Source organism: Flavobacterium akiainvivens (assembly GCF_001278115.1).
Classification (GTDB): Bacteria; Bacteroidota; Bacteroidia; order Flavobacteriales; family Flavobacteriaceae; genus Flavobacterium; species Flavobacterium akiainvivens.
Genome location: NZ_LIYD01000005.1, coordinates 472007 through 488685 on the forward strand (window position 1 = coordinate 472007; position 16679 = coordinate 488685).

11 protein-coding genes are annotated in these 16679 nt (G+C 45.2%); 3 read left to right on the top strand and 8 right to left on the bottom strand.

What is annotated here, in order from left to right; genetic code table 11:
• Positions 1-170: 170 nt before the first annotated feature.
• From AM279_RS02010 to AM279_RS02035, 6 genes are all read right to left on the bottom strand, one after another.
• Positions 171-5558, bottom strand: a complete 5388-nt coding sequence (locus AM279_RS02010) for an Ig-like domain-containing protein (RefSeq protein WP_054405999.1) — start codon at positions 5556-5558, stop codon at positions 171-173.
• A gap of 251 nt (positions 5559-5809) precedes the next feature.
• On the bottom strand, positions 5810-6928 hold the full coding sequence (gene dnaN / locus AM279_RS02015; protein WP_054406000.1) for a DNA polymerase III subunit beta: 1119 nt from the start codon (positions 6926-6928) through the stop codon (positions 5810-5812).
• Positions 6929-7018: 90 nt separating this feature from the next.
• Positions 7019-8857 carry a gliding motility-associated ABC transporter substrate-binding protein GldG gene (gldG, locus tag AM279_RS02020; protein WP_074961477.1) on the bottom strand — a complete coding sequence of 613 codons (1839 nt, stop codon included), beginning with the start codon at positions 8855-8857 and terminating at the stop codon, positions 7019-7021.
• Positions 8857-9582: a gliding motility-associated ABC transporter permease subunit GldF gene (gldF, locus tag AM279_RS02025; RefSeq protein ID WP_054406001.1), complete on the bottom strand. Its 726-nt coding sequence runs from the start codon at positions 9580-9582 to the stop codon at positions 8857-8859. Before gldF ends, gldG begins: the two co-directional genes overlap by 1 nt.
• A gap of 299 nt (positions 9583-9881) precedes the next feature.
• Positions 9882-10178, bottom strand: coding sequence for a putative quinol monooxygenase (locus AM279_RS02030; protein WP_054406002.1), 297 nt, complete (start codon positions 10176-10178; stop codon positions 9882-9884).
• A gap of 123 nt (positions 10179-10301) precedes the next feature.
• On the bottom strand, positions 10302-11138 hold the full coding sequence (locus tag AM279_RS02035) for an SAM hydrolase/SAM-dependent halogenase family protein (protein ID WP_054406003.1): 837 nt from the start codon (positions 11136-11138) through the stop codon (positions 10302-10304).
• 102 nt (positions 11139-11240) lie between these two features.
• Between AM279_RS02035 and AM279_RS02040 the strand changes: the two genes are divergently transcribed.
• The 3 genes from AM279_RS02040 (at position 11241) to AM279_RS02050 (ending at position 13784) form a co-directional block, all read left to right on the top strand.
• On the top strand, positions 11241-12188 hold the full coding sequence (locus tag AM279_RS02040; RefSeq protein WP_054406004.1) for a PhoH family protein: 948 nt from the start codon (positions 11241-11243) through the stop codon (positions 12186-12188).
• Positions 12189-12370: 182 nt separating this feature from the next.
• Positions 12371-12802 (top strand): hypothetical protein, encoded by a 432-nt coding sequence (locus AM279_RS02045; protein WP_054406005.1) that lies wholly within the window; start codon positions 12371-12373, stop codon positions 12800-12802.
• Positions 12803-12836: 34 nt separating this feature from the next.
• Entirely contained in the window at positions 12837-13784 is a 948-nt protein-coding gene (locus AM279_RS02050) for a phosphoribosylaminoimidazolesuccinocarboxamide synthase (protein ID WP_054406006.1), read from the top strand.
• 231 nt (positions 13785-14015) lie between these two features.
• On the opposite strand, the gene AM279_RS02055 is transcribed toward AM279_RS02050, so the two are convergent.
• Together AM279_RS02055 and AM279_RS02060 are read right to left on the bottom strand one after the other, a co-directional pair.
• Positions 14016-15422 carry a hypothetical protein gene (locus tag AM279_RS02055; protein WP_054406007.1) on the bottom strand — a complete coding sequence of 469 codons (1407 nt, stop codon included), beginning with the start codon at positions 15420-15422 and terminating at the stop codon, positions 14016-14018.
• A gap of 389 nt (positions 15423-15811) precedes the next feature.
• Positions 15812-16645, bottom strand: coding sequence for an OmpA/MotB family protein (locus tag AM279_RS02060; protein ID WP_054406008.1), 834 nt, complete (start codon positions 16643-16645; stop codon positions 15812-15814).
• Positions 16646-16679 lie beyond the last annotated feature (34 nt).

Genomic DNA, 16679 nt, shown 5'->3' on the forward strand with positions numbered 1-16679 from the left:
ACTCTGTTAGGTGATATTGTTATATTTCTTAATGAAGAATTGTTGTAAGATTAACCTGAAATTAAGATTGAAAAGGGTTTAATGTGTTTATAGTTAGTATTTTACATTTGTTTTTGGGTAAAAAAAAGCCCCCGCAGTATTGCGGGGGCTTAAAATTTATTTTCAGGACGTTATTCTTCCCTGTTGATGTAAATCCATCCGGTTCTTGTTTCGCCGTTAGTGCGCTCAAACATATAGTAGTAAGTGCCTGTAGGCAGCTCATCTCCACTATTAGTCTGGCCATACCAGTCGTTAACATAATTGTTTTTCGTGTAAACCTCTTTACCGTAACGGTTAAAGATGCTTAGTTTTTTAACACCCATTGATGTAAGGTCAAACGTATCGTTTTTGTCATCCCCGTTAGGCGATATACCACGTTGTACAGTACATGCAATATCCGGAACTTCAAATACTACCGGTGCACTTTCGCAGTCACCGTCAAACACGGTAAGTACAAACTGCATTGGAAATACTTCGTTGCCCGGGTTTTGGGCAGCAAACTCGCTTACGTTAAGGTAATCGTCGTTTCCGCCTACAGGCATACCGTTAGCAGTAGTCCATTCAAATACAAGGCCATCGGCAAATTCGCCGTTGTTTGTAGTAGATGTAGCCCTGATAAAGTAATCGCTGGCTTCGCAGTTACCCTCTAAGGTAAAGGCAATTTCGCCACCTATGCTAAACGTATCGGTAAAGCTGTTGCCGGTATTACATACGGCAGGGTTTGCTGCTACTGTATAGGTTACAGAATATATACCCGGTGTTGCTGTATTAACATTTATCTCACCTGTGGCAGCGTTTATAGCAAGGCCGTTCGTAGCTGTAAATGTACCACCTGCATCAAAGCCCGGAACAATTGAAGGTGTTACAACACCTGCGCCGTAGCAATAATTATCTTCGTAGTTAAATTCTGCTTCCGGTACTATGGCTTCTGTAATTACAATAGAAGCAGTAGTAATAATAGCCGTGGCACACGTTGCAGTATTTTGTGCAAGTGCATAAGAAACTATATAACTGCCCGGTGTGCTGTTTGCAACGTTAATTTCGCCCGTTGTGGCATCAATATCAAGACCTGTGGTAGCGCTAAATGTACCACCTGTTGCAAATCCTGTTACGGTTGCAGGTAGCTGGTTAGCATCGTTTCCACAAGCATCTGTATAGCTAAATCCGGCTATTGGGGCAGCAGCAGCTGTAATAGTTATTGTCACTTCGGTTGAGGCCTCTACACCACAATTGGCAGGGTCTGCTGCAATGGTGTATGTTACAACATAAGTACCTGCATCGCTGGCAGCAAGGTCTATAACACCTGTTGCAGGGTCTATATCAAGGCCTGTTGTAGATGTATAAGTACCACCGGCTACATAGCCTGTTGCAGGAACAGGAGCTACAGTACCGGTAAGCTCACATACGGTTGCAGGAAGCAGGAATCCGGTTTCAGGAGTAACAAGTGGGTTAATGGTAACCGTTATTGTTGCCCTTGCGCCTTCGCAGCCCTGTGCATTTTCCTGGCTTACGTAGTAAACAGTAGTGCCCGTTGCAGTAGTTGCAGGGGTAGGGGCAGCTGTAAGCGCAGTGCCGCCGTTGGCTACAAGATACCAGTTTAGCGTGCTGCCAGAATCGGCAGTTGCAGTAAGTGGCACAGCTGTTGCGTTAAGGCAGTATTCTACATCGGCTACAACCGGTGCAGCAGGAAGCGGGTTGACCGTTACTGTAATCTCTGCCCTTGGGCCTTCGCAGTTAGACTGGCTCTGGCTTACATAGTAAGATGTAGTGCCTACGGCATCTGCAGTAGGGGTAGGGGCTGTTGCAAGCGGAGTACCACCTGTAGCAACATCATACCAGTTTAATGTGTTAGTGCCTGTAGCGGTTGCTGTTAACTGTGCAGGGGTATCGCCCACGCAGTATGTAACGTTTGTTACAACCGGTGCGGTAATACCGCCGTTGTCATATACAATTTCAAGTGTGCTTGAACATAGTGCTGTAGTCCACTCATAGTAGTATGAACCCGGGGCGCTAAAGCCTGAAATGTTTGTAGTGTTGCTCTGGTCATCTTCAATAACAGTAGGAGATGGGTTACCGCTGTGTGCTACCCATGAACCTGTACCGTTAGCCTCTACTGCCGCAATTGCGTTGTCGCAGTTAAGGGCTACAGGACTGTTTGTAATAATACCCACGTTGGCCGTAAAGGTAATAGCATCAAGGAAGTTACCTACTGTGTTGTTTCCTGAAGCGCTTGATACAGACTGGAATATAAAACGTGTAACGGTTTGGTCATCCGGCACGGTGTAACTGCCTGTGTTGTACGTCCAGGCTGCACCGCCAGATGCTACCGGGTCTCCAACAGGAAGCCAAGGACCCTGTGGCGGGCCTGCTAAAAGCTGGCAAACGTCCTGGCCTGTGCCTGTTGTCCTGGCACGGTGTGCAAAGCCATAGCTAAATACAGTACCCGGAGGTGTTATATAATCCTGGTAAACACCAGATACCTGGTTAGCGTTAAGCTCTATAAACTGGTCGCCCTCATAAGCGGTAAAGCCTTCAAAGCTTTCGCCGTTAGGGTTAGTATTCCAAATTTCTATCTTACCGTCTGTAGCGGTTGTTTTCCAGCCCGGTACTACGTTTTGGTGTACCATTGGCGGATAGAACTGTGTATCGGGCAGGTTAGGGCTTTCAAAACTATAGTTAATCGTGTTGATTTCGCACGTAGCCGCAATACCGTTAGATTCCGGTGTGGTTACACACAGGTTAAACGGATAGTTAAGGTTAGGGGTAGCGCTGCTTATGGTTACCCTTACGGTATACTGGTTTCCTGCCACAAGGTTAGAAGCCATTATGTAGTTGTTGGTAACACAGTATAGTGGCGTGTCTAACGCTGTACACACGTTGCCTGCATAAAGGCTAAGTGTAACCGGCTGTGTAGTATTTTCTAACTGAGATACCGGAAGGTTAGAGTAATCACCGGCAATATTGTGCTGCGTGCCTTCTGCGGTAAATGTATACCAAATATCCGGGCCGCTGATTGCAGCACAGTTTGGCTGTAACGATGCTGTAGCGCCTGTAAACAATGTTTGAACAGATTCTACACATTCTTCGCCGGGGTTAACAGGAAGTACTATGGCACCTGCACAGTCATCATTGCCAATGGCCGATGAGAAGTTAAATGCAGGGCTCCATGCGCTGTTTTCTGTAAGGCTGCATACTGTCCTTACAAAGAACTTGTATGCTGTAGACGGGTTAAGCGCTACAGTTACCGGTTTGGTAGTGGTTGCTGTACCCGGAGTTGCATCTGTAGGGTTAGGTTGAGTAACCGGAACCACATAATACTCCCAGTTGCCGGTTGCAGGGCCACCCCAGTTTAGTTCGGCCGATGTAGATGTTATGTTATTAGCTTCAAGTGCACCCGGAGGCAAACACATAGGAGAATCACAATTTACAGCAGTGGTAGTATACAGCACGCTGTTTTGTGCGCCTGTGCCCGGTGCTTTTGTATAGAATGTCTGGGCGTAGTTGTTGGTTATAGAAACACCTACTTCGGCAGGGAAACTACCGCCTGTATTCCAGAAAAGCTGTAGCGGCATGCCATCGCACACGGTTACCGGTATTACTACAGGGCCTGCGCCCGATGAAAGGCCAAGGGTTGCAATGGTTGTACCGTTTTGAGAAACCGTCATGGTGTTGCCGTTCCAGCCATCACCCCATGAATCCCATACGGTAAAGTTGTATACACACTGTGTTGCAAGGTCGCAAAGGGCAGTTGTAAAGTTAAAAGGACCTGCCCATGTGCTTATATCACCAGGGCCGCAAAGTGCCCTTACATAAAATTTATAAGCAGTACCCGGTGTAAGGCCATTATCATATAAAAATGAGTTAGAATCGGCTACTACACCCTCGGTAGTTGCTGTAGGTGCTGCGGCTGCAACCGGCACTACATATACTTCCCACTGTGTTGCATCGCCGTCTTCGGTCCAGCCCAGGGTTACTTCGTCATCGCCAATAAGGCTGGTGTTAAGGCTTACCGGCCTTGGGCAGGTAGGCAGGGTAGTAAACGAACCTGCTACAGACCATGCACTGTATGCACCGCCACCGCAAACAACCCTTACATAAAACTGGTAAGTGGTTTCAGGCAGCAGGGCTGTACCTGTATTTAGGTTACTAACCGTTACCGGTTTGCTATTGGTTAAAATACCTGATGTAGCCACGTTAGGCGCCGGGGCTCCGTTTGGTACTACATAGTATTCCCAGCTACCGGTATCTACACCGCCCCAGCTGATATTTGCCGATGTAGCAGTAAGATCTGTAGCCGTAAGGCCTGTAACGGGTAAACATGCCGGTGTATCGCAGTCTACAGTGCCGGTAAACAGCGCTGTGTTCTGGCTGCCTGTGCCCGGTGCTTTAGTGTAAAGAACCTGAGAGAAAGCGTTTGTTATTGATACACCTACTTCAGCAGGGAAGCTGCCGCCCGAGTTCCAGAAAAGCTGGAAAGGCTGGTCGTTACACAACGGTATTACAATGGCATTAGGGCCTGCACCACCTGGTAAAGTAAGTGTGCCCATGGTTATGCCGTTTTGCGAAACGGTCATGGTGTTGCCGTTCCATCCATCGCCCCATGAATCCCATACGGTAAAGGTATAGTTACAGGTTTCTTCTATAGGGCATACGGTTGTACTAAATTCAAAAGGGCCTACCCATGCGCTGGTGTTGTCATCGCAAAGGGCACGCACATAATATTTATATTCTGTACTTGCAGTAAGGTTTGGTGCGGTGTAAGGAAGAGCACCGTCATATTCTACACCTTCGCCTGTTGGCGAGGCATCGGCACCTACTACTTCAATTTCCCATTGGGTAGCACCGCTTGGGTTACCCCAGCTAAGGCTGGCCGATGTATCTGACCCTACTGCGGTAAGGTTTACAGGGTCAAGACATTTAGAAACTACTTTAACATTGTCTATAGCCCAGCGGTCTCCGGCATCGCCCTGCATTACAAATGCAAGGTATACTACCGTACCGGCAGGGTATGTGGCAGGTATGTTTACCACTTTTTCGGTCCACTCTAACTGAGATGGGTTAAGCTGCAGCTCTGACCAGGTTTGTACAGCAGCATAGTTAGCAGTATTAATTTGTTCTCCGGCAGTTGTATTTGCCGACATCATTATTTTGTACTGCGTGTTTTGGTCGCCCGGAACACCCAGGCGCGAAAAGAAGTGAAGCTCAGCATTTTCAGGTACTGTAAATGCTTTTGTAATAAGCCAGTCTTCGGAAGTAAAGCCGTTTGCAACGTTTTCACCTAATATACAGGCAGAAAAATCGCCTTGATAAACAGGGGTAGTTGTTGTTCCGGTACCATGAATCCAGGACTGCACTGGCCCATGGGGCAAAACGTTAACTATGGCCCAGTCTGTAGGGCCACCCGGCCCTGCGCCGGATTGGGCTGTCCATGTGCCTTCAAAGCCTTCCTCGTCGAGCTGGGCGAAGAGGGGGGCTGAAAACAGCAGCATACACAGCAAAAGCGTAAATGTGTTTTTCATAGGAAAAGGTATAATAAAAATTCATTAATTAAGTCGCTAAAATAACTAAAACGTTGCGTGAGGTTGCAGACTTCTTATCGGAAAAAAAGGTATGTTGTAGAAATCTCACAAAAACTGATAAATTAGTGATATTTTAGAAAATCGCCATTTTATTTGGAACAAATCTAAATAAAAATAACATCATAAAAAAAGCCTGTTATAATTAAATAACAGGCTTTGTACTATTTTCCCTACCGGGAAGAGTTATCTCATTAATTGTTAAGCATTACCGGCATAACCAGCATGGTAACGGTTTCGCCGTCGCTAAGGCCGTCTACCGGTGTAAGGATACCCGCACGGTTAGGCAGCGACATTTCAAGCTGAATTTCATCGCTTTGCAGGTTGGTTAGCATTTCTGTAAGGAAACGCGAGTTGAAGCCTATCTGCATATCATCGCCCTGGTAATCGCAGGTTAGCCTTTCTTCAGCCTTGTTTGAGTAGTCGATATCTTCGGCAGAAATGTTAAGTTCTGTACCGGCTATCTTAAGGCGAATCTGGTGTGTGGTTTTGTTGCTAAAGATGGCCACACGGCGCACTGAGCTTAGTATCTGGCTACGGCCAATAAGCAGGCGGTTGGGGTTTTCTTTAGGTATTACGGCTTCGTAGTTAGGGTACTTACCATCTATAAGGCGGCAGGTAAGGATATAGTTGTCAAACGAGAATGTAGCGTTTGAATCGTTATACTCAATAGTAACCTCTGCATTAGATGTTGCAAGGATGCCTTTAAGGATGTTAAGCGGCTTTTTAGGCATAATGAAATCGGCCACCTGGCTGGCACTAACATCGGTACGGGCATATTTTACAAGCTTGTGGGCATCGGTAGCCACAAAAATAAGCCCCTGCGGAGAGAACTGGAAGAACACGCCCGACATTACAGGGCGAAGGTCGTCATTACCCGCTGCAAAAATGGTTTTGCTTATGGCTGTAGAAAGCACTTCGGCAGGTACAATGGTAGACGAAGGCTCTTCAAGCGATACGGCTTTAGGGAACTCATCGCCATTGGCGTAAGCCAGCGCATATTTACCCGACTCTGAGCTTATTTCTATAGTATTGTTGTCTTCAACGGTAAAAGTAAGCGGCTGCTCAGGAAAGGTTTTAAGGGTTTCCAGCAACAGCTTGGCAGGAACAGCAACGGCACCGGTGCTTTCGCTGTCTATTTCAAGGGTGGCCTGCATGGTGGTTTCAAGGTCTGAAGCCGAAACCTTTAGTTCAGGGCCGTTTAATTCAAAAAGGAAGTTATCTAAAATAGGCAGGGTGTTGCTGCTGTTTATAACGCTGCCCAATACCTGCAACTGCTTTAGCAAATAAGAACTGGATACTATAAATTTCATAGTGAGTTTTATTGTTAGTGGTTATCCGTTTTTAAAGGATTAGCAAATATATTTTAATATAATTTATTTACAGAAAATTTTTATCAACACTTAGCGTGCATACTTCCTGCGGCGCAGCCATGTAAACACAAAGCCAAACACGGCCAACACTGCTACGGGCACACCTACTGTTATTATTTGTATGGTGTTGTAGTTGTCATACACCTTTTGCGTGTTAAGTATGGGCAGGCTTACATCTTTACTGCGAATGTTGATAAGTCCTGTATCGTCGAGCAGGTAGTTTACGCAGTTCATCATAAAGCTAAGGTTGTCATAGTGCTCACCCGTCCATTTATCATAGCCCAGCTCAAGGGGTTTACCGTCTTTATCAAACTGGCTTTTTACTATGTCGCCGTCTGATATTACAATCATCTTTCCGGGCTTGCCCACGGTTTTGTAAGACGGGTCTTTAAACGGCATCAGGCGGTTTTCGTACATAGAATGGAAGCTGCCCTCAAGCAGTACCGCTACCGGTATAAAGCCCGATTTAGGAGGGTATTCGGCAGGGTTAAACTCTTCCATAACCATGTTAAGGTTAACCTGCGCAGGTGTGCCCACGCGCTTAGAATATTGCGATGTGGCCAGCAGCACGTTCTTTTTAATGCCGTTTTTAAGGGTGTCTATACCACCGGCAAAATCAAGCTTAACGCCGTCAAGGTTTTTAACTATAGGGTTTTGGTTAACCGAATCAGGATATACAAACGGGGCATATTTCCAGATGTAGTTTTGGTACTGGGTGCCGCTGTTGCCTTCCTGACCGGTGGCAAGCTTTATGGGCGTTGCCATTTCATCTTTAACCAGGTCAGGCAAAATCCTGAAGCCGTATTTAAAGAACATATCGTTTAACCCCAGGTCGTTAGGCACGGCAAGGGCAGTGCCCTTTTGGTTAAGGCTGTCCATTTCGGCCATAACAGGGTCTACCAGCCACAGGGTTTTACCACCGTTAACAATGTACTGGTCAATGATAAGCTTTTCTTCTTCGGTAAACTTTTCGCGGGGCTTGGCTATTACGGCCATGTCATACTGCTGCAGGTCTTTCAGTACTTTGTTAGGGTTACGGGCAACCGAATCCATAGTGAAAGGCCCAATGTAATAGCTGTCGCGCAGGTTGTTAAGAAAACTGCCCATAAGCGGCGGCGGCATTTCGGCATTGCCGTGCAGGAAAACAATTTTTTTCTGCTTGTTTTTTACCACTTTATTAAAAGCATCAGAAAAGGCATATTCCAGGTTTTGGACAGAACTTTCTATGTTTTCCTGAGCCGAAGCGCCACGCTGGTTTTTAAGCAATGGGATTTTAACGCTTTTGCCGTTATAAGTAGCCAGCGCCCACGGGAATATGGTGGTTTCGCTCTGCTTACCTTTGTATACTACTGATACACTTGCGGGTTGCATACCGGCATTAATAAACGCCTGAATTACAAAATTATCTATATCGGGCTGGCTGGCAATGCTTTCGCGTATTGCGGTTTTGTTTTTGGCATCCTGCGGGTTGTTCATTATGTGCAGGTCATAAATCAGGTCGCGCTTTTCAGCAGCGGCACTTTCTGACTCATTAAGCGGGTTTACAAACTCAAACTTAACGTTAGGGTTGTAGGCTTCAAATTCCTGCAATAGCTGGCGGGTTTCGTCCTGGAGGCGTTTGTATTCGGCGCTTACATCCCCCGCCAGGAACACGCGTACGTAAACCGGCTCTATGGCTTCGCCTACAATGTTTAATGAGGTTTCAGAGAGGGTGTAGCGTTTGTCTTTGGTAAGGTCAAAACGCTTAAAAAAGAAATAGCCTGCAAAATTAAGGGCAAACAGCGCCACTATGGTAAGCAGCAGCTTGTTGCGGTTTTGCTGTTTGGGCGTAAGGGCTTTTTTTTCGGGTAGTTGTTTTTGCTCTTCCATTATGCCCTTAGTGATTTAAGTTTATAAACAGTAAGCGAAAGGAACAAAAACGCAATGCTCACAAAATAGATAATGTCGCGGGTATCAAGCACGCCGCGGCTCATGCTCTTAAAGTGGTAATCCATGCCCAGCATGGCTACAACCGAGCTAAAGCTGCCTGCAAAGCCTGATATGCCTGTAAAGCCAAAATATAACAAGAAGCAAAACAGTACTGCCAATATAAAGGCCACAATCTGGTTATCAGAAAGGGTAGAGGTAAAAATGCCTATTGAAGTGTAGCCTGCCACTAAAAACAACAGTCCGAAGTAGCTGCCCAGTGTGCTGCCCATATCTATATTGCCCTGTGGGTTGCCGTAGTTTGACAGTATTACTACATATATTATGGTTGGCAAAAGCGACAGCAGTATAAGGATAAACGCACCAAAGAATTTGCCGTTCACGATTTCCCAAACGCTTAGTGGCTTGGTAAACAGCAGCTCTATAGTGCCCTGTTTTTTCTCATCAGAAAAGCTGCGCATGGTAACGGCCGGTATGAGGAAAATAAAAATCCACGGGGCCAGGGTAAAGAACGGCGCCATATCGGCAAAGCCAGTTGCAGGTATGTTGAAATCGCCGGGAAATACCCAAAGGAAGAGCCCGTTAAGCAAAAGAAAAACGGCAATAACCAGGTATCCCGTCAGCGAGCCGAAGAAGGACTTGATTTCCCGTAGCAGTAGTGCTTTCATTTATTCAGTCAAAAGTTTTAAAGTCAAAAGTCATAAAGTTAGCTGCTGAGCCACTGAGCTGCTTAGCTTTTTTTAGTTGTGTTGTTATCCGGTCCTGTCATTGCGAGCGGAGCTTGCGGAGCGCGGCAATCTTGCTTTCTACAAGCTCAGGCTGACAAAAAGATTGCTTCGTCGTTCCTCCTCGCACCCGAGGGCTATGCCCGAACTGACGAAGTAATGACGGGGCGTGAAAAACGGAACGTACGGTACACTATACTTTCGAACAGTCGAATCATCTAAAAATCCAACAATCGAATAATCTAACCTAACGAAACCAGCTTATCCACGCTCCACGCTTCGGCCTTTTGGGCAAAGAGGGGCTTGGTTATGGCCCAGGTATCAGTAAACAGTTTTGAGGTGCGGTAGGCTTCTAAATAAGCCTCGTTTTCCCAGTAACTGTAGGTAAAGAACACCTGTGGGTTATCCTTATCGCGGTACAACTCTAACAAACGGCAGCCGGGTGCGTTTCGTATATCCTGCCTAACGTTTTCAAAATTAGAAAGGAAGGTTTTTACCGCATCTTCTCGGAACTGCATTTTTACTATGCGTACAAACATACTGTTTTTTTATATGTTTTGAAAGCCTCACCCCAACCCCTCTCCAAAGGAGAGGGGCGGAGCTTCACTCGGGTTTTAAATAACGTATAAATTTACGGCTCCCAATAATTCCCCCTTTGGGGGTTAGGGGGCCCGGAACACCACATTAACCGCATCCCTGAACTTCAGCCCCAAAAGGGTAGAGGCACTGCCCACAGTGTGCGGGTTGCTGCGGAAAACCGCTATTTCCAGGAAGCCCGCACCGTTTATAAGCGCCAGCTTTTCACCCTCGTAGTTCTTCAGCGTAAAGCGGTCGTTCAGTGTAAAGTCGGAATACCCGCGTTTAATACCCTTTATTTCGCCCTTAACGCCATAGGTAATATCAAACGGGCGGCCTTTGCCTATGTCTTTCAGCAGCTTTTGGTTAATGTTTGTCACACAGTTGCCAAAATGGTCTACATACACCACATAGCCCCTAATGCTGTTATTATCGGGCGCTACAACGGGCTGCACGCCGTTTATTTCTTTCATGGCTGTGGTTTCGCGGCCTATAACGTTCAGCGTACCGCCTTTGGCTAAATGGCACGCCACAGTAGCAAACACATCCATATCTACACATCCTTCGGGCAGGCGGTCGTGTATGTTTATCTCGACTATTTTTTCGGGTACAATTTTTTCGGTCAGCAACGTGAGGATGCCGTTATCGGCACAAATAAAATAATGGCCGTTCCACAGCATGGCCAGGTGGCGGTTTTCGGTGCTCAGTTCGCAGTCCACACCAATGAGGTGCACGGTGCCGGGTGGGAAACTGCTGTATGCCGCGCCCACTACATAGCTGGCCTGTGCAATGTTAAAGTGCTCTATATGGTGCGATACGTCAATAAGCATGGCTTCGGGGTAGCCGGAAAGCAGCTTACCCTTAAGGGCGCCCACAAAATGGTCTTTAAGGCCAAAATCTGTCGTCAGGGTAATTATTGACATAAAATTGTGCAAAACTTTTAAAAAACGCGACTGAAATTTCAGTAAATTTGAATGCAAAGCTACTAATTATATAGCTATCCTGTTAACTAAAAACTACTGCTTTTGAACGAAAGGATAATTGAACTGACCGACATTGCCCCGAAAGACTTTTGGGGCGCCCAGGACTCACACCTGGAAACCATCAAGAAATATTACCCCAAGCTTAAAATAGTGGCGCGTGGCACTACCCTGAAAGCCTTTGGCGAAAAAGAAATGCTTGACGAGTTTGAAAAGCGTTTCAACAGGCTTATGGTGCACTTTACCCGCTATAATAATATTGACGATAATGTTATTGAGCGCGTAATACACGACGACAGCCGCGTGGAGCAAATGAACCCCAGCGACAAAATACTGGTGCACGGCATAGGCGGCAAGCTTATAAAGGCCATGACCCCCAACCAGCAGCTGCTTGTAGACACTATGGCCAAAAACGACATGGTGTTTGCCATAGGCCCGGCCGGTACGGGTAAAACCTATACGGGTGTGGCCCTTGCGGTTAAGGCGCTTAAAGAAAAATCGGTTAAGCGGATAATACTTACACGCCCGGCGGTAGAGGCAGGGGAGAACCTGGGTTTCCTTCCGGGAGACATGAAGGAGAAGCTTGACCCTTATATGCAGCCGCTGTATGATGCGCTGCGCGATATGCTGCCACCACAGACACTTGAAGACTACCTTTTAAAGGGTATTATACAAATTGCACCACTGGCGTTTATGCGCGGGCGCACGCTTGATAATGCGTTTGTGATACTGGACGAGGCGCAAAACACCACCCACAACCAGATGAAAATGTTCCTGACCCGTATGGGCAAGAATGCCAAGTTTATGATTACCGGCGACCCGGGCCAGATTGACCTGCCACGCAGTACCACCAGCGGACTTAAAGAGGCGCTTTTGATACTGAAAAACGTAGACGGCATTGGCATTATTTACCTTGACGATAAAGATGTGGTGCGCCACCGCCTTGTGAAAAAGGTTATTGAGGCGTATAAGACTATTGAGCACCAGGGGTAGCGCGAAGTGCGTTTTTGGTTGAGAGTTGGGGGTTGATTTAAAGTTGATTTCGTTGAAGAGTACAAGCTTCAATAAATGTAACAGAGATGTCTCAACTCCGCTGCGCTGCGTTCGACATGGAAAAGCCGACCCTGAAAGGGTAGCGTATATTAGCCCGGGATGAAATCCCAGGAAAAAATATTATGGTTAAGAATAAACAAACCCGGTTTATATATGGCGGCCTGTTACTGGCCGCTGCTTTTTTATTGTTTGTGCTGAGTGGTAATGATAAACTTATTGGTACTTATGGCGTAAACAGAACCATAGGCTGGGCGTCGCACGCAGGACATTTACTGCCTTTTGCGGTTTACGGGTTTATTTTCGTGGCTTTTGTATGCTCTTATCTGGCTATGTATGCTTTTGGGGTCAGGTTTATTAAATGGCTGGTAATTGTTAATGCCGTTTCGTTTTTAGGAGTATTGCCACTATATCTTAGCAGGGGTGGTTTTGGCAGTTATCTGGTTTACCTGGTTTTTGGCTGCCTGGCTGTGGCGTTCCTGTCGTTTTTTGCCAATATTATAGTATCGCTTATAAAATATAGTAAAGCGGGCAGAAATATAGATTACCAAAAATAACTTTCTTATTTTTGCCGCTTAAACAAACAGCACGATGAACACAATAACCAAGACTGATTTTAATTTTCCGGGCCAGAAAAGCGTATACCGCGGAAAGGTGAGGGAAGTATATAACATAAACGATGACCTGCTGGTAATGGTAGCTACCGACAGGCTTAGCGCTTTTGATGTGGTTATGCCAAAGGGCATTCCGTATAAAGGGCAGATTTTGAACCAGATTGCTACTAAATTTATGCGCCTTACCGAAGACATAGTGCCGAACTGGCTTATTGATACTCCAGACCCTAACGTTGCCGTGGGCCACCAGTGCGAGCCGTTTAAGGTAGAGATGGTTATACGCGGGTACATGAGTGGGCACGCTGCCCGTGAGTATGCTGCCGGTAAGCGCGTGCTGTGTGGTGTTGAGCTTGTTGAGGGCCTTAAAGAGAACGATAAATTCCCAAGCCCTATAATTACGCCTACCACAAAGGCTGACAACGGTGAGCACGATATGGACATTAGCCGCGAAGACATATTGACTAAAGGTATTGTTAGCGAGGAAGACTACCTGGTGCTTGAGAAATATACCCGTGCCCTTTTTGAGCGCGGTACTGAAATTGCCGCCAGCCGTGGCCTTATACTGGTTGACACCAAGTATGAGTTTGGCAAAACAAGGGATGGCAAAATTGTACTGATAGACGAAATACACACACCTGATTCTTCGCGCTATTTTTATGCTGATGGCTACCAGGAACGCCAAAACAAAGGCGAGGCGCAAAAGCAGCTGAGCAAGGAGTTTGTGCGCCAGTGGCTTATTGCCAACGGTTTTCAGGGAAAGGATGGCCAGCAGATTCCGGAAATGACCGATGAATACATTGAAAGCGTATCTGAACGTTATATTGAGCTGTATGAAAACATTATTGGCGAAAAATTTGCCAAGGCCGATATTAACGACATCAACACCCGTATTGAAAAGAATGTGGTGGCGTTTTTAAATAAGTAATTTACTTTTTTTGATATAGCGAATCCCGGAGGTAACTTCGGGATTTTTGTTTTTAAGGGTTTAGGCTATTTTAAAAAGGATTGCCGCACTCCGCTGCGCTGCGTTCGCAATGACGGGACGTGAAAAACATTGTGTAAATGCACTCGGATATGATATCTAATTGCAAGAGTGAGCAGACAACACTCCGGTTGTCATCGCGAGGCACGAAGCGATCTTTTTAGTTTGATTCAATTACTCATCTAAATATTCGGTGCCATCCATTGCCAGCCAGCCCTGTTTGCCATTGGGCAGGGTAAAGCGGGCGAAGCCTTTTTCAAATCGTGCCAGCCGGGTGTATTTAGCTTCTTTATTTAACGGGTAATAGCCACAGAGGCCATTTTTTGTATCAATGCGTAACAGGTTATTAAAGTAACCCGTTATTTCCTGGTAATCAGGATTTATTGTTATCGTATAACCATTTTCGGCAGGACTTATAATTCCTTTTTTGCCGTCTGGCGTTTCTGCCAGTATGTATCGGGTATTAAAGTTTATACGGGCTTCGCCCATAATAAGGCTAACATTGCTAAACGTTGTATCTGAACCCAAAACCCATTCTTTTGTAAACAGGCTATCGGCTTCCATAAGGTACTTGCTTAAAATGTAGCTGTTGTCTTTTTTATAAATGTGTTCCATTTCAAAAGAAGAGCCACCGCAAACAAGGCGAAGCGGTACACTATCTGTAAGCTTGCCTTCCGGGCTAAGCCACGACACCTTATTGCCGGTAAGGACAGAAAGATCGTTGCCCCTGTACACCGCACGCAGCTTTTTTATTTTAACTTCTTCACCGGTGCGGTAAAATAGGTGCGGTTTCTCCTTTTTATAGGCAATTATAAGGGTATTACCATCATTAAAAATAGAATCGTATTTGGTGGGGATAAGTATTTTGTTGCTTTTATAACCCATAACGCCCATTTTGCCGTTGTGTGTAACGTTTTCTCCCACAGGATAAGTTTTCCTGAGCAGGGTAGTAAACTCTTTAGAAGGGAATGTGCCGTGCAGCGTTTGCGGTTCTTCTGAAATATACAGATAAGATTCGCCGTTGTAATTTGCTATATGGCATTGATTATCATTAGTATAAATGGTAAAGCAATTGTTTACAACTATGGTAGCAAACCGTGTATATGTAACATCCAGGTGGTATGAATATTCGTTAGATTCTTTGTCTTTGCTGCCGCGGTGATGCACTACTGCAAAATAATAGGGATTAACTACTTGAAATCCTGTATAATAGTTGCTGGTTTGTGTTGTTTTGGGCAAACTGCGGCTGGCAAGTGTTTCCAGCTTTTTATCATAGCCTGTGCTGCCTTTTTTAATATTTGCCATTGGCACAAGGTAGCTTAATGATTTGCCCTGCATTTTAAGATGGGCTTCAAGGTTAACCGTTTTTCTCTCTAATGGCTTTACGGTATACTCCATTGTGTTGTCATCAAAATCTATATCAATGTAATACACCAGGGCGTTGCCACTGTTAAGCGGTTTATAAAATGTTGTGCTTGCCGGGTCAAAATAGGTTGCATCAACCGTTATGTGCAGCGGTTTTTGGGCCTTCGCCGAAAGGCAGCTTATAGTAATGAGTAGTGAGAGGAGTTTTTTAAGCATTAGGTTGTTTTTTAAAAGTTGGTTATACTGTAAACGCTAAAAATAAAATTTTGTGATAATGGTTGAGAAAAATCCTGCTGCAAAGGTATGACGGTTTTTGGAGGATTTATTGCAGCCATTCTTTCACTAAAAAAATGAGGAAAATAAGGGGTTTTCAAAATGAGGCTGATTTCTACTGTTTCACACTGTAAATCCGGAATCCAAAAGTGAAATATTAAGCTGTTTTTAAGTGTAAAATGTAAGATATTACTGCGTTTTATACCAAAGCCAGGGTTGTTAATATTTTGAAGATAATGTAAAAATGAAATTTCAGAATCCGGCTGGTGCCTAAAACCAAAAAAGCCACCCTTTTCAGGATGGCTTTTATATGTAGTAAGCTGACTAAAAGATTACTTAGTCTGGTTTTTCATTTCTTTCTCGATCATGTCATAGAACTGATCGATTTTAGGTAGTATAAGGATACGTGTCCTCCTGTTTTTGGCACGGCCATCGGCAGATGTGTTGTTGTCTACCGGAACGTATTCGCCACGGCCTGAGGCTACAAGGCGAGACGGCTCAATACCATAGTCTTTTTGCAGTATGCGCACAATTGAAGTAGCACGTTTAACGCTCAAATCCCAGTTGTCTACAAGTATAGCGTTTTTAATAGGCACATTATCAGTGTGTCCTTCTACCATACATTCAAATTCAGGTTTGTCCTGAACAATTTTGGCAACCTTACCAAGGATTTCCTTAGCCCTGTCGCTCACTTCATAGCTACCGCTTTTAAACAATAGTTTATCGGCTATAGAGATGTATACCACACCTTTTTCTACGTTAACCTCGATATCCGGGTCGTTAATGCCTACCGAACGCTTAATGCTTGTTACAAGTGCAAGCGTTACAGAGTCTTTACGGGTAAGGGCATCCTGAAGCCTTGCAATTTTAAGGTCTTTTTCCTTAAGGCTTTCAAGCGATTTTTCAAGGTTTTCAGCACCCTTAGATGTAAGGGTTGTCATGTTTGCTGTGGTATTAATAAGGTCAGAATTGCTTTTTTTCAGGTAGTCTACCTGGCTGTTAAGCTGGCTCTTTTCTGCAAGGCAGGTGTTAAGCTGAACTGTAGCTGTATTAAGCAAATCCTGGATCTCTTTGTTTTTAGCTTCAAGCTCGGCAATCTTTTTCTTTGAACCGCAGCTTGTCAGCGTAAGTGCTGCTAACGAAAGTGTTAAGATGGCTCTTTTCATACGTGTTGATTTAAATTTTTAACAAAATTACTAT